Genomic DNA, 20,617 nt, shown 5'->3' with positions numbered 1-20,617 from the left:
ACTTTTGAATACTTCTTTTGAAATAAGGAATAGACAATGATGGAACACTCATTCGGGACTGTCTCGGTAATTGGACTGGGATATATTGGTCTGCCCACTGCCACGATGTTTGCGTCGCGAGGCAAACACGTGATTGGGGTCGATGTAAGTCAACCCGCCGTCGATGCGATCAATCAAGGTCGAGCGCATATCATCGAACCCGGGTTAGACGAAATCGTGAGGACGGTGGTGTCCAGCGGATCGCTCCGGGCGGTCATGAACCCTGAGCCCGCTGATGCATTCATCGTCGCTGTTCCAACACCGGTTGATCACGTAACGCATGTTCCCGATACCAGCTATGTCGAAGCTGCAGGGCGCTCCATTGCACCGGTGTTGCGCGCCGGCAATTTGATCGTCCTAGAATCGACGTCGCCCGTGGGTACCACTCGGCAGCTCGCGCAGGTGATGGCCAAATTGCGCCCGGATCTGCGCTTTCCCCTGGACGGAGAGACGGCGCCAGACATTTATCTGGCGTATTGTCCCGAACGCATTATTCCGGGTCAGATGCTCAGGGAGCTGGTGGAGAACGACCGCATCATTGGCGGCATGTCAGGTGAATGCACAAAAAGGGCGACGGCGCTCTACGCGACGTTTGTCAAAGGTCAGTGCTTACAGGCGGATGATCGTACGGCCGAACTGTGCAAGCTGACCGAAAACGCCTTTCGGGATGTGAACATCGCGTTCGCCAATGAGCTATCCATGGTCTGTGATGACATCGGCATCGACGCGTGGAAAGTCATTGAGTTGGCGAATCACCATCCACGCGTCTCCATACTCAATCCTGGTGCTGGCGTCGGTGGGCACTGCATTGCAGTCGATCCATGGTTCATTGTCGCGTCGTCCCCGGAGCGGGCGCGATTGATGCGAACGGCGCGGGAGGTCAACGATTCCAAACCCGAATACATCCTCGCGAAGGTTGCCCGCATACTCGAACATAATCCAGGCGCCCGGATAGCCTGTCTAGGCCTTGCATACAAACCTGATGTCGATGACTTTCGCGAGAGTCCGGCGCTGGAAATTGCACTGCGCCTCAATACGCAGTATCCGGAGAATGTGGTGATTGCCGATCCATTTGCGTTTGCCTTATCTGCGATCAAAGACTCGAGAGTCGGACAGTTGCGGGTCGAATCTGCCGAGGAGGCAATCAACGGCGCGGATGTTGTATTGATGCTGGTGGGCCATAGCGCTTTCAGGAGTCTGTCGCGCCCTCAGGGAGTGGAGTTGATCGATGCAGTAGGGTTCTGGCGCTGACTCATGGCGAGCACCACCTCCCTCATTGCCGAGTTTGAGCACGCTGGCCACCAGGTAAAGCTGGCATTGCCCTCTGAGTCAGACCACATTTCGGTCCAGATTCTTGCGTCGAAGTCCTTCTACGAGCTTGCGTTTCTCCAGGCCCTCAAGGCGCTACTCAAACCAGGTGACCTCGTCCTTGATGTCGGGGCCAATATCGGCAATCACACCGTGTACTTTGCCAAGATCGCTGCTTGTCGCGTCATGGCGTTCGAGCCGGTGGCATCGACCTGCGAGTTTTTGCGGAAAAATGTGGAGCTCAATGGTTTGGGCGACCTGGTACAGATTTCGGAGCTCGCTCTTGGCGAGAGCGAAGGAGATGCCAGTGTTGCGTCGTTCGATGCGGGCAACCTGGGCGCGACTCGATTGAAGCTGGACGTGGCAGGCGAGATAAAGATCGACACGATCGACCACTTGAAAACAAAAGGGGCGATCAGGCTGATAAAGATTGATGCGGAAGGCATGGATGCGTCGGTCGTGGCCGGTGCCGGTGAGACGCTTGCACGTGATCGACCGATCGTTGCCTGCGAGGCGGCGACTCGGGACGAATATCAGCGGCTCTGCAGTTCGCTTGAGGCGCAGGGCTATGTCTCCGTAGCCTGCTTCAATGCCACAGACACCTTTATCTTTATGCCTGCGTCAACAGAGGATGAGCGGCGATTGCTAATCCGGCACGGGTTTGGCGAAATCATCGCACTCCGGCGCGAAACCAGGATGCTCGATGGGCGCTTTGCCCAGATGGGCCGGTACGCCGAACGAGTGGCGCGCGAGGGTCGAGAGCGGGCTGTGGCTCGCGCAGAGGAGCTGGTTGAGGAGACTTACGAATCCATGCGACAGACACTGCTGGTAGAGCTGCAGCATCTTGCCAGCGTGATCGTGGCCAAGGATGAAACGTCTGCGCAGATGTTTGGGCAATTGCGCGAAGTGCAGACTCAGTTGGATTCCACACGGGCCGCGCTCGATGAGCGTCAGCAACAGCTGGCTACCGAGCGCGGACAGTTGGAGGCAATGAGGCAGGCTCAGCGAAAATCCGAGACCGACATGGTCGCGCTGCGAGCACGCCTCGGCAGCGAAGTGATGGAGAAAAATCGCTGGCAGCAAGTGGCTGCCACCGCCTCCACGGGCGCGCGTTCCGCCACGCGACTGGTTGAGATGTACGGGCGCTCCATCACCTTTCAGATCGGAAGTGCAGTGCAGGCGTCGCTCCGATCGATGACAGGCATGCTCAAGCTGCCTGTGCGCATGTTTCGCATCGCTCGCGAGAAGGCAAGACGCCGTGCTTCGCCCGACGAAATGCCGGCGGATTGGCGGATAGTGGTTCCCGTGCAGATGCCCGCACTCTCCGATCCATCTGCATTTGTCGTATCGGTCGGCGCACCGTCTTTGCAACCCTCGCAGGGAGGCTTGGTTGGCCCGGCTGATATCGGGGTAGCTCCGCCAAATGCAAATGAAGCCGCCTCGCCGGTCCGACATGTGCCACGGCTGCCATTGCTGCCGCGCCATGTGGGCGATCTCAGGCTTGCGGTGATCATGGACGAGTTTACGTTCAGCTCGTATGGCCCGTGCTGCAGCGTCGAGCAGTTGCTCCCGTCGACCTGGCGCGAGCAACTGGATGCATTTGTGCCCCACATCCTGTTCATTGAATCAGCATGGCAGGGCAAGGAAGGCGCGTGGCAGGGCAAAGTGGTACATAGCTCGCCCGAGCTCGAAGGGATACTTGCGTGGTGTCGGGAGCGGCGAATACCCACGGTATTCTGGAACAAGGAAGACCCTGTCCACTTCGAGACCTTCGTCGGATTCGCGCAGCGTTTCGACTATGTTTTCACCACCGACATCGATTGCATCGGGCGATACAAGGCAGCACTGGGGCACGACCGCATTTTCCTGCTCCCGTTCGCGTGCCAGCCGCTCAACCATAATCCGATCGAGAAGTACGAACGAAAGGACGCATTCTGTTTTGCGGGCGCCTATTACGCCCGTTACCCGGAGCGGCAGAGGGATTTCGATGTCTTCATCGATACGCTGTCCGTGATGGCGCCGGTGGAGATATTTGACCGCAACCATGGCAAGGATCATCCCGACTACATGTTCCCCGAGCGTTACCGGGAGCTGATCCTGGGCAATCTGACGTTCGATCAGATTGATCTGGCCTACAAAGGCTATCAGTACGCGATCAATCTCAATTCCGTCAAACAATCACAGACCATGTTTGCGCGCCGAGCCTTTGATTTGCTGGGCTGCAATACGTTGACGGTAAGCAACTATTCGCGTGGCCTGCGCCTGATGTTCGGGGATCTGGTGGTTACCACGGATAGTGGCAGTGAGCTTCTCCGTCGTCTGCAGGGTCTGCTGGGTCAGTCGAATGTCTCCCGCTACCGCAAGTTCCGGCTTGCCGGGCTGAGGAAGATCTTGCAGGAGCACACTTACGCAGACCGGCTTGCGTATATCCTCACCAAGATTTCCGGCTTTCCGTGCACGAAGCGCGTGCCTGTTGTTCATGTGATGGCTTGCGTAAATGACGACGCGCAGGCTCAGCGCGTCGTGGAGGCATTCTTCCGCCAGTCCTATGAACACAAGAGGCTGGTTCTGGTGGCGATGGATGGCTATATGCCGCATATCGCACTGGACTGGCCGGAGATATCACTGCTGGGTGAAATCCAGGCCGAAGGATTCGTGCCGGCCACGGCCTGGCCAGGGGACTTTGTGGCGTGCTTCTCGATCAATGACTACTACGGCCCCAATTATCTGACCGATCTTGCATTGGCGACGCTTTACAGCGATGCGACGATTATCGGAAAAGCGAGCTATTACATGGCTGGCGAGTCGGGGCTGACGTTGATTGGCGAAGGAGCCCAGTACAGGGCCTGCTTGACCCCTCCGATGCAACGCAGCATCGCCCGCGCGGCCATGTTTGCCGGAAGCGTGGTCGAGTGGTTCTCTCTCGGCGAGAGCGCAAACCTGGAGGCCTCGGCGGCCTTTGCTGTCGATGAGTTCAACTATGTCGCCGATGGCGGGCACGATTCGTGGCCTGATGCAGACGATCTGCAGGGTCTCGATGTCGGCTTGCCGCTGATTGAGTTGTTGCGACGTGCAGAGGCCATTGCCCCGCAAACTTACGATCCACCCGCGGGTACGCGGTTGCTCACGGGTGAGGACTTGGCAGGGATGTTTGCCGCGCCGCACCGGGACGGTGGCGTGCGCTTGGAAATGGATGGTGCGGGCCTGGTCGTGATGTCGTCGCTCTCTCACGACAAACACCATTACGTTTATGCGAAGCAGTTGCTGCCATTACTCGGCTGGGGGGCTGATAGGCAGGTTTCCTTTCATCTGGATATGGAGCCTGGTGTATCCGTAGAGCTTGCCTTGTTGTTTTTCGATGCGGCGGGTGTGAAGACTGGCAGCGTCGTGACACATGCTTGCCGCAACGTCACGGTTCCTGTGCCGGACGGAGCTACGCAGGTCCGTCTTGCTTTACGCGTCAAGGGTGCTGGCGAGGCCCGGATCAACCGGTTCGTCATGGGGCACCTCCCCTCGCACTCCAGCCTCGAACTCGGCCGTGCGGATCATTTGTTGATAACCAATCAGTATCCGAGCGACGAACACTTGTATCGGAATGCATTCGTGCATCGCCGGGTGAAGGGATACCGGGAACGTGGCCTGCGCACGGATGTATTTTGCCTTCGCGATGTGGCCGTTACCGCTCATCGCGAGTTCGAGAATGTCGATGTCTCGGTGGGTGGCAGGGAACAACTGCAAACCAAGCTTCGCGGAAACCATTACCAGAGCGTGTTGGTGCATTTCCTCGATCGAGCAATGTGGAACGTGTTGAAGGATGTTGTCGACGACGTGCGCGTGTTGGTGTGGGTGCACGGATCGGATATCCAGCATTGGCGCCGGCGCGAATTCAACTACGGCACAGACGCAGAGCGCGGGCGCGCCAAGACGCAGAGCGACGAGCGCATGGCATTCTGGCGGGAGGTGCTTGAGCATCCCCACCCCAACCTGCATATCGTTTTTGTTTCACGCTATCTTGCCGAAACGGCGATGGAAGACCTTGGTGTGCAACTGGCGCCCGAGCAGTTTTCCATCGTGCACAACTTCATCGATGGTGATCTGTTCGACTATCAGCCGAAGGATCCCGAGCAGCGCTGGAAAGTTCTGTCCATTCGGCCATATGCGAGTCGCGTTTACGCCAATGATCTTTCGGTACGGACGATTCTTGCATTGCGGGACGAACCGGAATTTGAGCGTATGGAGTTTCGTCTGATAGGTGACGGTCCGCTGTTCGATGCCACGCTGGAGCCGTTGCTGGACTTGCCTAATGTGCGTATCGAGCGAGGCTTCCTGCAGCAGACCGAGATTGCACGGCTTCACAAGCAGTACGGCGTGTTTCTCGTACCCACGCGAATGGACTCACAGGGCGTGTCACGCGACGAGGCGATGGCATCCGGACTGGTGCCACTCACCAACGCCGTGGCCGCCGTGCCGGAGTTTGTCGACGACCAGTGTGCCTTGCTGGCGACAGGTGAGGATGTGGAGGCCATGGCAGCTCAGCTGCTGGAACTGGTCCGGTCGCCGCAGAAGTTCCAGAGGATGTCCGAGGCTGCAGCGGCTCGCGCAAGGCGACAATGTGGCGCGGACCAGACCTTGTCGCGTGAAGCGGAACTGATCAGAAGGTCCCCCTTTGGGCACTAGCGCTCAGATCCGGCAAACCCACCCATGCCAGACAACGTTGGTCGATCACGACATCTCGGACCTCCGGGTACGGGTTTCTCTTGGAGTAGAACGATGAAATATCGTTTCTTGTGCACCCTTGCCGCCCTTGCCGCCCTTGCCGCCCTTTCTGCCTGTGATCGGACGCCCCAGCAAGGCGATTCAAGTTCAGAGCGGCCGCCCGTTGCGTCGCCTGCAAGCACGGCATCGACCGCTGCCGTCAATGATACCGTGGTACTCGGCGGCGTCCGCCTGAATTTCCCGAATCATGTTCGTTCGACCAAAGACGTCACGACAGACGACGGTACGGTCACCCATCGCATGGCCGTCGAGTACATCGGCCCGGACCTGAGCGCCTTGGATGCGGATCTTCGCAAGGCGCTAGCCACCAAAAACTACACATTGGCGGGGCCGTCGGAACGGGATGGCGTATCCCGATATCTGGTCATGTCGGGGAAGGTACGCGTGGGCCAGGTGGCCGTGTCCCCGGTGGGTCCTGCGTTGACGATTAAATTGGGGGCTCCGGGAGCCACGGGCATAGCATTGTTCATCTGGCAAGATCCCAAGCCAGCGAACTGAAAGACAGATTCCGCCGGATCACCCCATGAAAATCGCCATTTTTGGAAGTTGTGTCTCGCGCGATGCGTTTGCCTTTGCCCCCAAGCCCGGGCTTGAGGTGGCGGAGTACATCGCGAGATCGTCGATGGCTAGCGCCTTTCACAAGGTGCCGCTGGAAGAGCGCTGGCTGTCAGCCGTCGAGCGTATCGAGAGTCCATTCCAGCGCCGCATGGTTGAATGTGATCTGCGCAAGCTTGCCGAGCAACGGCTGCTTGCGTCCTCGGCGGATGTGGTGCTCGTCGACTTGGTCGACGAGCGCTTCAATCTGGTTGCTCTGGGCAACTCGTTTGCCACGTGGTCGAGCGAGTTTTCCAAGCTGGGTTTCGATCCAGCAGAGTTCGATGCCGTCTTACGCATTGAGTCAAATGAGCGCAAGCCGCTGTGGCGGGAAGGTGCTCAAGCGATGCTCCAGGCGATCGGTGCTAATCGCATTGTTCTCAACGAAGTGTACTGGGCACGTGAGCTTGCCGATGGCCAGCCCATGGAGAGGCTGGAACAGATCGACCGCGCCAACGTCGAGCTGCGCGAGATGCATGCATTTTTGCGATCACTAGGGGTTGAACGCGCGATCACGTATCCCTATGACCTGTTGCGAGCCGATCCTGGCCACAAGTGGGGCTTGTCGCCATTTCATTTCATTGCGGACTTTTACGAATTCACAATGCGCTCGCTTGAGCCCTACTTGTTGCACCCGACCATTTAGGGGCGGTTAGATATTTCGCCGCGGCGCGAGCGAAGCATTCCGGAGCTCCTCTCGTCACATATGGAACGCTTAGAGATGGTTTGGGAGAACATCATTGAATGAAACAATCAGCGGGCCTGACAATTATCCCTTGCCCGTCAAGGAAAATTATCGTATCGGGGTCGTCATCCCATGCTTCAAAGTAAAGAAGCACATCCTCGAATTATTAGAAAAGATCCCGGACTATGTCAGCAGGATCTACGTAGTCGACGACAAGTGTCCCGAAGAGACGGGGGTGCTTGTCAGCAAGAGATCTGAAGACGAACGTGTGACTGTGCTGTTCAATGATGCGAATATCGGTGTGGGTGGTGCAGTGATGGCAGGCATGAAAAAGGCCATCGAAGACAAGATGGACGTTATTGTCAAAGTGGATGGAGATGGTCAGATGGATCCATCCCTTATAAAGAACTTCGTCATTCCGATACTTGATGGAGACGCGGACTATACGAAGGGTAATAGATTTTACAGTCTGGAGAGTGTGTCGGAAATGCCGGGGATGCGCATATTCGGCAACGGGGTATTGTCCCTGATGGCCAAGTTTTCCACAGGCTACTGGGATGTTTTCGACCCCACCAATGGGTACACCGCAATTCACAGCAAGGTTGCAGCTCTCTTGCCACTAAAAAAGATAAGCAACCGCTATTTTTTTGAGACCGATATGCTGTTTCGATTGGGAACAATAAGGGCTGTCGTCCAGGACATTCCCATGGTCGCCATATATCAGGACGAAAGCAGCAATCTCAAGATAAGCAAGATTCTCGGCGAATTTCTATTCAAGCACGTGAAGAATATGTTTAAAAGGATATTTTATAATTATTTCCTGAGAGATGTGAATGCGGGAAGCCTTGAGCTCCTGGCTGGAGTGGCCTTTACCGGCTTTGGTGTATGTTATGGCGGGTACCACTGGATAGAGGCTTACCGAGAAGGGCAGCCCTCCGCTGGTGGCGTTATCATGTTGTCGGCGTTGACGGTAATCCTCGGTGTCCAAATGCTTCTAGGATTTCTCGGGATCGATATGGGCTCCACGCCAAAAAAACCAATCTGTCGGCAAGCCGCGAATATCAGAGACGAAGTTGAAAATGCGTGATGACAATTTTCATCACAAAGTCCATAACCAAGGGTTATTATTCCTCCTTATTGGTGCAATTCAGTTTGCATGTGATACCTCCATCTTCATACTTCTGACATGGCTGGGTTACCCTGCGTCAGGGGCGAATGTAGCGTCGCGTCTCTTGGCTGCAATTGGCGGATTCGTGCTGAACGGAAGTCTTACTTTCAAAGGGAATGAGGCCAAGTTGGGAAAGAAAAGGTTGCTGAGATATCTGCTGACCTGGATCCTGCTGACGGCGATCAGCACCTTTGTTGTACAGGCTGCTTATGCGTGGCTCGGCATTCAGGGGGCTTGGTATGCGAAGCCGTTGGTTGAAGTTTTGCTTGCGGTCTGCAGCTTCGCCATAATGAGGCAGTGGGTCTATAAGTAATCATTGGTTGGCGAGATGCGCTCTGCTTCGGCGGTTTTTTACCTTCATTGAGATCCATGGATATGAATATCATCCGGCGCAGGAAGTTAGTGGGGTGGATTGTCAGGCACAGATGGGTCTTTCCTGCACTTATTATTTCTCTAATTCTTCATCTCTCCTTTCTCGCGGCGAATCCGGGAAAAGTTTTCAATATGCCAGGAAAATACGGGGCCGACATATCCACGTTTGGGTCCAGGGATGCCGCACTGTATGCCAAGATGGCGGACCAGATGCTGACAAAGCATATATATGGCTATAACGATGACGAGCCAAATGCCAGGATAACACCAGGGCAGCCCGTATATCTTGCCGCGTCCTTCATGTTGGCTGACGTCGCTCACGTTTCCCGTCTCAAAACGGTTCAAGTGTTCAATCTAATGATGAGCGTGGGCACCGTTTTTATCGTGTTTTATTTGTCTATCATGCTGGGCGGTACGAATTCAGTCGCGCTATTGGCTTCATTATTGTATGCGACATATTTCAGTCCGCTACACTTTTTTCGGACGACTCTCACGGAGACGCCGGCTATCTTTCTGGCCTACCTCAGTTTGTATTTGTATATTAAAACCATCAACGTAAAGAATCTTCGTCCCCACTTCCTGTTTTCGATCTGCTTTTGCGTTGCCGTGCTATTTCGGCCGACGCCGGCGCCATTGATTGTTCTGGCGGCCATGCCGGTGCTATTTAGACATTCCGGCAGGGACTGTTTACGCATTTTTACCATGTGGGCGCTTGGCGCCGCTTTGATTTTCGGTCCTTGGTTCCTGCGGAACTATCTTGTGTTTCATGAGTTGATGTTTACATCACATGGGGGGAATCCCCTGCTCGCTGGAGCGAATCCGTTTTTTGCGGATCAATATCCAACGATGTTACGGGAGGCAAGAGAAAGTGGGCTGGGTCAAGGAGGGTTTGCATTTGCCAGAATATTGGCAGGATTTAATGAGCACCCAGACCTTTGGCTAGCTTGGTTTACTGCGGGCAAGGCTTATTGGCTATTTCGCGTTCCGGCCGCCTGGTTGGGGTATTTGCCAAATTTCGCCTCGTTTAATTTTTTCGTGTACGGAGCTCAATATTTTATATTGATTTTCTCAGCAATTTTTTCAGTGATGTATGGCGTAGGTGCTAGAAAATACCTCAAGGTGACGATTCTTGGTTACGTTGTTCTGTCTCTTTTCTTCCTTCCTAATTCTCGTTATGGATTTTTTGCAATTCCCGGAATGATCGTCATGGCGGCGCTAGGTACAAATCAAGCGCTGCTCTATTGCAAAGGAATTTTCACGATAGTTAAAATTAGAACAATGGAAGTCATCAGTCCTCGTAAGAAATCTGGAATAGCTAAGGACTCAGTCGTGGCTGATCTTGCCGGCGACTAGGGTGAAATGGTCGTCGCAGTTGGGAAATGGGCCCGTGGGACTAACAAGGACGATTGGGCTCTCTTGACTTCGCGGGATGAAAAACACCGACGATGCTGCGTCTGCCAAGCCCTGGGATCGGTGCCGAGTAGGCTCGGTACAGTCTTCATGTTCAATGGATATGGCGGGTTGGATTTATCCTGGCTTTGGCGTTGCGATTACGGCAGATACTCTCGAATGCCAAAAGTTTCCTTCGAAGCTGAGCTGGAGCATAAGTGTGAAGCGTGGCTGATTTTCCCAGCGATGCGGCAGATTGCCAGGCCCCCGACGATCGTCCATTCAATAGCGCATCATCCAGATAATGCAGCTGCACCGGCACGTCGGACAACCAGCAACGTTTTGTTGAACTTGGTCGCCGGGTAGAGGAAATCTCGCATGTCCACCAGCGTAAGCCCCAGTGTCTGGAATACGTCAGCGTATTGAGCCGCGCTGCGCCAGCAAACATAGTCCGCGGATTTCTGGGTTCCCTTCTCAAAATACTCGATGATCAGCAGGTGACCTTGGAACTTCATGTGTCGGGCCAGGTTGCGAAGGCTGTTGCGCCATTCCTCATCGGTAACTACATGGTAGAGCACGTCAAGGCAAAGCACGGCGTCGTAGACCCGACCCATGTCGAAGCTGTCCAGTTCACCGCGCTCGAAACTCGCCTTGCTGTCGATTCGGGCCGACTCGAGGGCGGTGCTGGAGCAGTCAATCCCTGTCACATCGAAATCAGCATCTGCCAGCAGGTTGGCGACGACACCTGCGCCGCACCCTGCATCAAGCACACTTGAACCGTGGGGCAGGTTTAGCGCACCCAACTCGCGAGCGATACGAAGCGCCTTGTTGCAGAGCATTCGGAAGTTCTGTGCAGAAGTCAGCCCCCGGTTGCCGACATTGCGGTGGTCGTCCTTCAGCTCCCGATGACGATGTTCCCAGTACTCGATGGGATTGAACTGAGAAGTCGCCATGAACACCTCCGTGATTCGGACCAAGAGCGAAGGACATGGGAGTGATCCTCGGCAGGATGCAACGGTGTGGCCGACTAAGCGACTTGAATGGCGGTCGCGTGGCTCATGATGGTTGAGGCAATCCGACCGGACGCTTTGCCATCACCGTAAGGATTGTGCGCCGTGGCCATCTGCTTGTAGGCATGCTCATCCTCAAACAGATGAGTTACGTCTTCGATAATTCTCTTGTCGTCCGTTCCCACCAGGATGACTGTTCCGGCGTCAACAGCTTCCGGCCGCTCGGTCGTGTCGCGCATCACTAGTACCGGCTTGCCCAGCGAAGGGGCCTCTTCCTGAACACCGCCCGAGTCGGTGAGGATCACGAATGACCGTTGCATGAGGTAGACGAACGGCAGGTATTCCTGCGGCTCGATCAGGTGGACGTTCGACAGGTCCGAAAGATGTCGCCGTACCGGTTCCTGCACGTGAGGATTCAAGTGCACGGGGTAAACGATCTGAATGTCGGTGCGCTGCGCGAGGGTGGCGAGGGCCTCGCAGATGCGCTCGAAGCCGTCGCCAAAGTTCTCACGACGATGACCGGTCACCAGCAATAGCCGTTTGGCGGGATCCAGGAAAGGGAAGCGCGCTTTCATGCCGTCGCGCAGAGTGGCGTCGGTGCGCAGTCGCTCGTCCACCTGAAGCAGGGCATCGATCACCGTGTTGCCGGTGACCACGATGCTGCCCGCGGCAATGTTCTCGGCGAGCAGGTTGGCCTGGGAACGCGCGGTGGGTGCAAAGTGGAACTTGCACAGCGGCGCGGTGAGCCGGCGGTTGGCCTCTTCGGGCCAAGGTGCATCCATGTTGCCGGTACGCAGCCCAGCCTCGACATGACCCACGGGGATACGCGCGTAGAACGCAGCGAGTGCCGTGGCCAGGGTGGTGGAGGTGTCGCCGTGCACCAGTACAATATCCGGCTTGGCTTCGGCAAACACCGCTGGCATGCCAAGTAAGATCTTGGAGGTGATGCTCGCGAGCGTCTGGCCAGGCTCCATGATGTCCAGATCGAAATCCGGCACGATGTCGAAGATTTCCAGCACCTGGTCGAGCATCTGCCGATGCTGCGCCGTGACGACTACGATCGGATCGAGGTGGGGATGAGCTTTCAGCGCATGGACGACCGGGGCCATCTTGATGGCTTCGGGTCTTGTGCCGAAGACCACCATCACTTTCTTGTTATTCGCGCTCATGCGGGTATGGCTTCCTTGGGGTTTAGAGGGCGGCTTCGAGTTCCGGCAGAATCTTGAACAGATCCCCCACCAGTCCGAAGTCCGCCGCCTCGAAGATCGGTGCCTCGCCATCCTTGTTGATGGCCACGATGGTGCCGGCGTCCTTGATGCCGGTGAGGTGCTGGATGGCGCCGGAGATGCCGATGGCCATGTACAGCTCGGGGGCGATGATCTTGCCGGTCTGGCCGACCTGCATTTCGTTCGGGCAGTAGCCGGCATCGACGGCGGCGCGCGAGGCACCGACGGCGGCGCCGATCTTGTCCGCGAATTTGTAGATGATGTCGAAGTTTTCCTTCGAGCCGACACCACGGCCACCAGAGACAACTTTGGCGGCGCTTTGCAGGTCGGGACGGTCGCTGCTGCCCTGGTTCAGTTCCACGAAGCGGGTGTGGGTGGGCAGCGGAACGTCGATGGTCAGTGCCTCGACTGGCGCGGTATTGGCGCCCGAGGCGGCCGCCGACCACGAGGCGGTGCGGATGGTGGCGACCACGGTGTGATTGGCATCGGCTTCGACGGTGATGATGGCGTTGCCGGCGTAGATGGGACGGTTGAACGTGTGAGCGGCCTCGACGCTCATCACGTCGCTGACTTGGGCCACACCCAGCAGCGCAGCCACGCGCGGGGCGATGTCCTTACCGAACGTGGTGGAAGGCGCAAACACATGGCTGTAGCCATCGGCGGCCTTGGCGATCTGCGGTGCCAGCACGGCAGCCAGCGGATGCGCGTTCTCAGGCTTGGCGACGGTCAGCACGCGGCTCACGCCTTCGATCTTCGCGGCTTCCGCGGCGATGGCGTCGGGGGCGTCGGACAGCACCAGCACGTCGATGGCATCGCCCTTGATGGCGGCGGCAGCGCTGACGGCGCGCGCGGTGGATGAGTTCAGCTTGCCGCCGAGGTGTTCGGCGATGACGAGAATCTTGCTCATGAGTGTCTCCGAAGCTTCATGTAGGAGCCCGCGCTGTGGGCGATGCTCTTTGTGGTTATTGAAAAGCGTCGCCCACAGGGTGGGCTCCTACAGGTATGAGGGGTTACAGCAGGCCTTTCTGCTTCAGTGCGGCGACCAGTTCGGCGGCGTCCTTCACCATCACGCCCTTGCTGCGTTTGGCGGGCGCGGCGTAATGCGTGGTTTTCAGGTGGTCGTGCGCCTCAACGCCGAGTGAGCCGAATTCGATCACGTCGATGGGCTTGGACTTGGCCTTCATGATGTCGGGCAGCTTGATGAAGCGCGGCTCGTTGAGGCGCAGGTCGGTGGTGATCACGGCGGGCAGGTCGGCCTCGATCACTTCCAGGCCCGCGTCGACTTCGCGGGTCACCGTGGCCTTGCCATCGGCGATCTCGACCTTGCCGGCGAAGGTGGCCTGCGGGCGATCCCACAGGGCCGCCAGCATCTGGCCGGTCTGGTTGGCGTCGTCGTCGATGGCCTGCTTGCCCAGGATCACCAGGCCGGGCTGCTCTTTCTCGATCAGCTTCAGGAAGACGCGGGCGGCGGTCAGCGGCTGCACCGCGTCTTCGGTGGCCACGTGGATGGCGCGGTTGGCGCCCATGGCCAGGCCATTGCGCAGGTGGGCAGTGAGGTTGGCCGGGCCGATGCCGACCACGATCACTTCCTCGGCCACGCCTTTCTCGCGCAGGCGCAGGGCTTCTTCCAGCGCGATGTCGTCGAATGGATTGGCGGAAAGCTTGACGCCATCGGTCACCACACCACTGCCGTCGGGTTTGACCTGGATGCGCACGTTGTAATCCACGACGCGCTTGTAGCCGACCAGAATTTTCATTTGCGGGTTCCTTAGCCTTGGCGGCGCCATGCGGCCCCAGGGGAAAGCCACGATTCTACCTCGGTCGTAAAAGCTTGTCTGAGAACAGTAGGCGGCTGTTGGCTAGCTCAGGCTGCGGCGCAAGGTTTCGCGGGCGGCGTCGAAGGAGAAATGGGCGCTTACGTTGGCCAGTCCCCCGTCGGAGAGGGCAAGCCAGAGCGCTTCGTCGTCATGAAGGCGCAGGATCGCCGAGGCGAACTCGTCAGCGTCGCTTGCCAGCAGCACATCGCGACCGTCGGTCAGCCACATGCCTTCGGCAGCCATTGGTGTGGCGATTACAGGCAGGCCATGACTCATGGACATGTTGACCTTGCCCTTTACGCCGGCACCGTAGCGCAAAGGTGCCACGGCAATACGACAGTCACGCATCCAGGGCATGAGGTCGTCAACGCGGCCATGAATGGTCACGCCGGGCCGTGCGAGTGTGTGGCGCTCGTTCGCCGGCATATCGCCGATTAGGTGCAGGGGGATGTCCGGTCGCACGGATTGCACACGCGGGAGGATCTCATCCACTAGCCAGTGCGCCGCATCCATGTTGGGTGTGTGACCGAACCCACCAACGAATACCAGCCCGTGACGTCCGTCGAAGGCTCGTGAACGGCCGTAGACTTCGTGCACATTGGAGAGCAACTGCACACGTGCTCCTGGGACAAGTTCCTGCAGCATGGCGTGTTCTACCGGACTCACCACGAAAGTCACATCGGCAGCAGCGATCAACCCCAATTCGCGCTCGCGCGATGCCCGCGCTTGCCGGGCAAGCGCGGCTTTGCCGCTGTGGTTGGCGGCGCGTTGCTCCCGCAGAAAATGCAGGTCGACTGTGTCGAACAGTACCGTCGCATTCGGTGCTAATCGGCGCACCAGAGGAAGATGTGGCTCGGCAATGTAGTGTCGGCATAGCATTACTGCGTCAAGCGTGTCGCCATTCGTCGTCAGCCAAGAGGCCAGTATCGGCGCCCAAGGCTTGCACAGTACATGTACGCCCAACCTGCCCAGTCTGGTGATTTCATCTGTGCTGGCCCGCCGGTTGTCGGCCATGAACGTAATGCGCCAACCCTGTTCGCGTAGCAGCCGCATGATATTTACGAGTCGCAGCGAGCCTGAGTCACGATTCGGCTCTGGTGCCAGGGCGTCGACGATCAGTATGTGGCGGCCCGCACGGTGCTGAATCGCCTGTTCCACTCGCGTCCCGGGTATGGGGTGGTGGGCTAGTATGGTGCTCCATTTTTCCGCGAATTTTCCGCGATTGATCACCTGGTATCGCTTCACACCGGAAAATGGATCGAGCCCCGAGCTTATGCCCTCGCAGTGAATTACCAGACTCTCGGGTTGGTAGACTACGCGACGCCCGGCAGCTCTTGCAGCGAAGCAGAGATCCATGTCTTCGCAATAGGCAGGCGCATAACGCACATCGAAGCCACCAATCGTGCGAAACAGTGCCGTTTCGATCATCATTGCTGCGCCGGAGACGTAATCCACGTCGCGGCGGTGGAGGAAACGCGGGTTGTCCCGCTTTTCGAAGCGGCCTACAGTCCACGCACTGCCGTTGGCGTAGACGAGTCCGCCGGCTTCCTGCAGGCGCCCATCGGGATAGACCAATCGGCTTCCCGCAATGCCGCAATCCGCCTCTTCGTTGAAACAGTCAAGCAGTCGATCCAGCCAGCCGGCAGTGACTTGGGTATCGTTGTTGAGGAATAGAAGATGGGTGCCACGTGCCTGAGCCGCGCCGGCGTTGCAACTACCGACAAAGCCGAGATTGACCACATTACGTAGCACGCGCAGACCAGTCACCTCCGCCAGTGCTGCGAGGCTGTCATCCGGAGAGGCATCATCCACCACGATCACCTCAAACCGCGCGGCTGCACCGTGTTGCGCAATCGATCGCAGGCAGGCCAGCGTATAAGTGATCTTGCCGTGGATCGGGATGATTACCGATACCCGAGGCGCGTCGCTGGTCGGCAAAGAAAATGCATTGCGGGGTGTGTCAAGAGATAGCAGCGATAGAGCCTCGTCAGGCTTTGCGGCCGATCGAAGTTCCTGTGTGATCCGGATCCACGTGGCATACAGGCCGCGCTGCTTCGTGCTGCTAACTATCCGGCTCAACAGGTAAAGCAATCGCTTGCCATGCCATGTCAACATGCTGTTCAGGTTGATAATCCTCGCGACGGTTTGCCGCGCCAATGGTGTGTGTCGATGATTACAAGAAAACAGGGCGGCGCGGTGGCCGGTAAGTGCGTTCTTCCATTTTATTTACCGGGGGTGAGAGCGTTAAACGTCGACTCTGTTCACCTGATCCTGTTCCCTACGCTGGGTCCAGCATCGTATAGCCGAAGTTTGCGAAATCCTGCGCGTAGAGATCATTAACGATCTGTATGCTGCGCGGGGTGTACTTATCGATATATTTCAGAGACTCCGAACATGTTCCCGTTCGCACGTTGTGGTCCGGTGCCTTTTGGATGGTCAAGCCCAATGCATCGCCCAGCTTGTTCATATCTTCTTCGAGGTGCTCGGCTCGACCCACGAAATCAAGCATGTTCTTTCCATCCAGGGTGGCAAACTCCGTCATTGGACAAAAACATATCCATCTCCAGTCTGACCCTATGTCGGCAGTGGAGACGTAATGTTCAAGATAAGCCGCAAAGTCTTCCCCGATCTCGTCGAAGATGGGCTTTTTCTCCTTGGTCCAACGGGGATAGTGTTCGCTTGCGAATCTATCCTGCAGATAACCTGAGTAGATCCTGTCGTAGGGGTTGCGAGTAAATGTAAATCGAAAGTAGGTGCTAAGTAGCGGTGCTTCCGGAGTAAGCAGAAATCGTTTGATGGGCACGTGTTGCTCATAATTGTTGACTGGCCATCCGATGTCCGCATGCGGGGCGAGCGACTGCCTCAGCGTCGCAGAGCCACATTTGGGGATGACGAAATATAAAAATTTATGTCTATGAGATATCAGCATTTCATATCACAGGTTCTGGTAATTCGGCCCCGAACCACCCTCGGGCGTGACCCAGGTGATGATCTCGTACGGGTCCTTGATGTCGCAGGTCTTGCAGTGCACGCAGTTGGCTGAGTTGATCTGCAGGCGCTTGCCGTGTGGCTGGGTTTCGTCGGCCACCATCTCGTAGACGTTGGCCGGGCAGAAGCGGGTGCAGGGGTTGTCGTATTCCTCGACGCACTTGGTCGCGCAGATGTCGGTGTCGGCCACGTGCAGGTGGATGGGCTGGTCTTCGTCGTGTTCGGTAGCGGCGAAGTAGACGCTGGCCAGGCGGTCGCGCGGGGGCAGGGTGCGTTGCACGTAGTCGCGCTCGGGCTCGTCGTATTCGCCGAGCTTGTGCAGCGATGACCAGTCCGCCTTGTTCTTCAGCGTCCACGGCGAGGCGCCGCCGGTGACGGTTTCCCAGGCCGCATTGGCCATGCCGAACCACAGGCCTTTCTTGAAGCCGGGCTTCACGTTGCGCACTTTTTTCAGTTCGGCCATCACGTCCGACCCGCGCAGGCGCGCGTCGAAGCCGCGGGTATCGAGTGTTTCGGCCACGTGCTCGGCGGCCAGCATGCCGCTCTTGATGGCCTGGTGCGTGCCCTTGATCTTGGGCACGTTGAGCAGGCCGGCGGTGTCGCCGATCAGCAGTGCGCCGGGCATTTCCACCTTGGGCAGGGACTGGAAGCCGCCGGTGGCCATCGCGCGCGCGCCGGCGGAGAGGATGCTGCCGCCTTCCAGCAGGGGCTTGATCAGCGGGTGGTGCTTCCATTGCTGGAACGCTTCCCACGGCTTGTATTCGGGGTCGCTGTAGTCGAGGCCGCTGACGTAACCCAGCGCGATGCGGTCGCCATCGAGGTGATAGATGAAGCCGCCGCCATAGGTGCGCGTGTCGGCCGGCCAGCCGAAGCTGTGCACGATCTTGCCGGGCGTGGCGCGGCCGGCGGGCACCTGCCACAGCTCCTTGATGCCGATGGAATAGCCCTGCGGGTCGCTGTCCGCATCCAGCTTGAAGCGCTTGACGAGCTGCTTGGTGAGGCTGCCGCGCGCGCCCTCGGCCAGCACGGTGACCTTGGCCTTGATGTCGATGCCTTCGGTGTAGCCGGGCTTGTGCGTGCCGTCCTTGGCTACGCCCATGTCGCCGATGCGCACGCCGGCGACCGAGCCATCCTCGTTGTAAATGTTGTCGGCGGCGGCGAAGCCGGGGAACACGTCGACACCCAGCGCCTCGGCCTGCGGCGCCAGCCAGGCGCACAGCGCGCCCAGCGACACGATGAAGTTGCCGTGGTTGTGCATGCCCGGCGGCAGCGGCAGCTTGCGCGCGCCGGTCTTGCTGAGCAGGAAAAACTGGTCCTCGCCGGCCGGGATGCAGATCGGCGGCGGGTTGTCGCGCCAGCCCGGCAGCAGCGCATCCAGCGGCTGCGGCTCGATCACGGCGCCGGACAGGATGTGCGCGCCGATGGTCGAGGCCTTCTCGATCACGCAGACGTTGACGTCGGGCTTGAGCTGCTTCAGCCGGATGGCAAACGACAGCCCGGCCGGCCCCGCGCCGACCACGACAACGTCGTATTCCATGGTTTCGCGTTCGCTCATCGCGGACTCCGGCAGCAGGTGGGAAGGGCGGCATGGCGCCAAGGATGCGCGATACCACTGCGTATTGTCCGGTTTCGCGTGCTGCGCGGCAACGCAGGCGGAAACACGCGACTGTTGGCGGCGTCGTGATATGCGTGTGAAGACGCACCGGCGCTTGCAATCGACTTGCGTTCAATGGCGATAATCAGGGCACGATCCGAAGGGAATGCTCATGAATCAAACGCCACCGATCGCCGATTTCGAACTGCGCCGCGCCAGTCTGTGTCAATTGCTGCACTGGCTGGCCGTCGGCAGGGTCCAGCCGCAGGCGCTGGCCGATGCCTACCTGAGCGCGATCGAGCGGATCGACCCGCAACTCAACAGTTACGTGGATGTGCGCGCCGGTTTGCTGCACGACCAGGCGCAAATGGCGGATCGCCGCCGCCGCGACGGCGTGATCGGCCGGCTCGACGGGATTCCGCTGGCGGTGAAAGACAACTTCGACGTTGCTGGCTGGCCGACCCGGGCGGGCCTGCCCGATCGCAACACGCCGGTACAGGACGATGCCCACGTCACCGCCCGGTTGCGCGCGGCCGGCGCCTTGCTGATCGGCAAGACCAATATGGATGAAGGCGCGTTGGGCGCCGCCACCGACAACCCGCATTTTGGCGCCACCCATAATCCGCACCGGCACGGTTACACCGCGGGCGGTTCGTCCGGCGGCGCGGCGGCGGCCGTGGCGGCGGGGCTGGCGGTGGCCGCGGTGGCGTCGGACAGCCTGGGGTCGGTGCGTATCCCGGCCAGTTATTGCGGCGTCTACGGGCTCAAGCCCACCCATGGCGAAATCTCCGCCCGTGGCATGGTGACGGCCGCGCGCCGGCTCGATGCGGTCGGCCTGCTGGCGCGCAGCGCCGACGACCTCACCGTGCTGCTGCAGGTGCTGGCCGGTTACGACGCCGACGATGCACGCTCGCGCCGCCGCCGGGTGGCGTTCGCCTTGCCCGACTGGGAGCCGGGCCACCTGCGCGTGGGCCTGCTGCCGAACCTGGCCGCCGTAGGCGTGGAGCCCGAGGTGATCGAAGTGTTCGAGGCGGCGATGGCGAAACTGCCGCACGCCCTCAGCGACCGTCGCACCGTCGATTTCGCCGACTGGAATTTCAGCCGCACCCGCCGCGCCGGCCTGCTGTTGATGGAGGCCGAGATGCTGGGCACGTTCGCCAGCGACCTGGCCCATACCGAAAAGCCGGTGTCCGCGCGCTTCCGCGGCATGCTCGACTTTGCCGCGAAGAAGAGTGCCGCCGACTACGCCATCGCCGACCGCGTGCTCGATGCCGCCACGTTGAAGATGCGCCGCCTGTTCGCCCAGGTCGACGTGCTGGTGCTGCCCACCACGCCACAGGGTGCTTTCCCGCTGGATGGCCCGGTACCCGATTCCCAGGCCGATCTCACCAGTTTTGCCAGCCTGGCCGGCTGCCCGGCGGTGAGCCTGCCGATGGGCCATCTGCCCAATGGGCTGCCGGTGGGGTTGCAGCTGGTGGGCGCCAGGGGTTCGGATCTGCGGCTGCTGGAGCTGGCATCAGTGTGCGCGGCTACGCTGGATACGGCGCCGACGTACCCGGTGATTGCCTAGCGTTGGCGGGCGGTGGCCCTTCGGCTCCGCTGCGCTACGCTCAGGGCGATCGGTTCAGGGGGCTTGTGTTCGGCGGAGTTG

Annotated in this window: 15 protein-coding genes; 8 read left to right on the top strand and 7 right to left on the bottom strand. The window is 58.7% G+C overall.

Going from position 1 to position 20,617, the window contains the following annotated elements:
- Positions 1 to 36: 36 nt before the first annotated feature.
- The 7 genes from wecC to ASD68_RS15445 all read left to right on the top strand — a co-directional run bounded on the left by wecC (position 37) and on the right by ASD68_RS15445 (position 10,295).
- A complete protein-coding gene (gene wecC, locus ASD68_RS15475; protein ID WP_304437674.1) occupies positions 37 to 1,290 on the top strand; it encodes a UDP-N-acetyl-D-mannosamine dehydrogenase in 1,254 nt (417 codons plus the stop codon).
- A gap of 3 nt (positions 1,291 to 1,293) precedes the next feature.
- A complete protein-coding gene (locus ASD68_RS15470) occupies positions 1,294 to 6,024 on the top strand; it encodes an FkbM family methyltransferase (RefSeq protein WP_056608367.1) in 4,731 nt (1,576 codons plus the stop codon).
- Between the two features lie 93 nt (positions 6,025 to 6,117).
- Positions 6,118 to 6,621, top strand: a complete 504-nt coding sequence (locus ASD68_RS17010) for a hypothetical protein (RefSeq protein WP_156458437.1) — start codon at positions 6,118 to 6,120, stop codon at positions 6,619 to 6,621.
- Between the two features lie 25 nt (positions 6,622 to 6,646).
- Complete coding sequence (locus ASD68_RS15460; protein ID WP_056608360.1) at positions 6,647 to 7,363, top strand: DUF6270 domain-containing protein; 717 nt, start codon at positions 6,647 to 6,649, stop codon at positions 7,361 to 7,363.
- A 94-nt stretch (positions 7,364 to 7,457) separates the two neighbouring features.
- Entirely contained in the window at positions 7,458 to 8,489 is a 1,032-nt protein-coding gene (locus ASD68_RS15455) for a glycosyltransferase family 2 protein (RefSeq protein WP_235578764.1), read from the top strand.
- Positions 8,482 to 8,883: a GtrA family protein gene (locus ASD68_RS15450; protein WP_082546099.1), complete on the top strand. Its 402-nt coding sequence runs from the start codon at positions 8,482 to 8,484 to the stop codon at positions 8,881 to 8,883. Before ASD68_RS15455 ends, ASD68_RS15450 begins: the two co-directional genes overlap by 8 nt.
- 56 nt (positions 8,884 to 8,939) lie before the next feature.
- Positions 8,940 to 10,295 carry a glycosyltransferase family 39 protein gene (locus tag ASD68_RS15445; RefSeq protein ID WP_056608353.1) on the top strand — a complete coding sequence of 452 codons (1,356 nt, stop codon included), beginning with the start codon at positions 8,940 to 8,942 and terminating at the stop codon, positions 10,293 to 10,295.
- Positions 10,296 to 10,624: 329 nt separating this feature from the next.
- Here the strand turns inward: ASD68_RS15445 and ASD68_RS15440 are convergent, their stop codons facing one another.
- The 7 genes from ASD68_RS15440 to ASD68_RS15410 all read right to left on the bottom strand — a co-directional run bounded on the left by ASD68_RS15440 (position 10,625) and on the right by ASD68_RS15410 (position 18,927).
- Complete coding sequence (locus ASD68_RS15440) at positions 10,625 to 11,284, bottom strand: class I SAM-dependent methyltransferase (protein ID WP_156458436.1); 660 nt, start codon at positions 11,282 to 11,284, stop codon at positions 10,625 to 10,627.
- Positions 11,285 to 11,358: 74 nt separating this feature from the next.
- Positions 11,359 to 12,510 carry a UDP-N-acetylglucosamine 2-epimerase (non-hydrolyzing) gene (gene wecB / locus ASD68_RS15435; protein ID WP_056608348.1) on the bottom strand — a complete coding sequence of 384 codons (1,152 nt, stop codon included), beginning with the start codon at positions 12,508 to 12,510 and terminating at the stop codon, positions 11,359 to 11,361.
- 22 nt (positions 12,511 to 12,532) lie between these two features.
- The gene (locus ASD68_RS15430) at positions 12,533 to 13,474 is read right to left on the bottom strand and encodes an FAD-binding protein (protein WP_056608345.1); all 942 of its coding nucleotides are present in this window, start codon (positions 13,472 to 13,474) and stop codon (positions 12,533 to 12,535) included.
- Between the two features lie 103 nt (positions 13,475 to 13,577).
- Entirely contained in the window at positions 13,578 to 14,324 is a 747-nt protein-coding gene (locus tag ASD68_RS15425; protein WP_056608342.1) for an electron transfer flavoprotein subunit beta/FixA family protein, read from the bottom strand.
- A gap of 102 nt (positions 14,325 to 14,426) precedes the next feature.
- The gene (locus tag ASD68_RS15420) at positions 14,427 to 16,541 is read right to left on the bottom strand and encodes a glycosyltransferase (RefSeq protein WP_343123444.1); all 2,115 of its coding nucleotides are present in this window, start codon (positions 16,539 to 16,541) and stop codon (positions 14,427 to 14,429) included.
- A gap of 121 nt (positions 16,542 to 16,662) precedes the next feature.
- Positions 16,663 to 17,313 (bottom strand): sulfotransferase family 2 domain-containing protein, encoded by a 651-nt coding sequence (locus ASD68_RS16695; RefSeq protein ID WP_082546098.1) that lies wholly within the window; start codon positions 17,311 to 17,313, stop codon positions 16,663 to 16,665.
- Between the two features lie 6 nt (positions 17,314 to 17,319).
- Positions 17,320 to 18,927: an electron transfer flavoprotein-ubiquinone oxidoreductase gene (locus ASD68_RS15410; RefSeq protein WP_056085411.1), complete on the bottom strand. Its 1,608-nt coding sequence runs from the start codon at positions 18,925 to 18,927 to the stop codon at positions 17,320 to 17,322.
- A 211-nt stretch (positions 18,928 to 19,138) separates the two neighbouring features.
- On the opposite strand from ASD68_RS15410, the gene ASD68_RS15405 reads away from it, so the two are divergent.
- Positions 19,139 to 20,536: an amidase gene (locus tag ASD68_RS15405; protein WP_056608333.1), complete on the top strand. Its 1,398-nt coding sequence runs from the start codon at positions 19,139 to 19,141 to the stop codon at positions 20,534 to 20,536.
- The last annotated feature ends 81 nt before the right edge of the window (positions 20,537 to 20,617 follow it).

The sequence above is a fragment of the Rhodanobacter sp. Root627 genome (genome assembly GCF_001427835.1).
GTDB classification, from domain to species: domain Bacteria; phylum Pseudomonadota; class Gammaproteobacteria; order Xanthomonadales; family Rhodanobacteraceae; genus Rhodanobacter; species Rhodanobacter ginsenosidimutans.
This window is presented reverse-complemented; position numbering and strand designations above follow the sequence as displayed.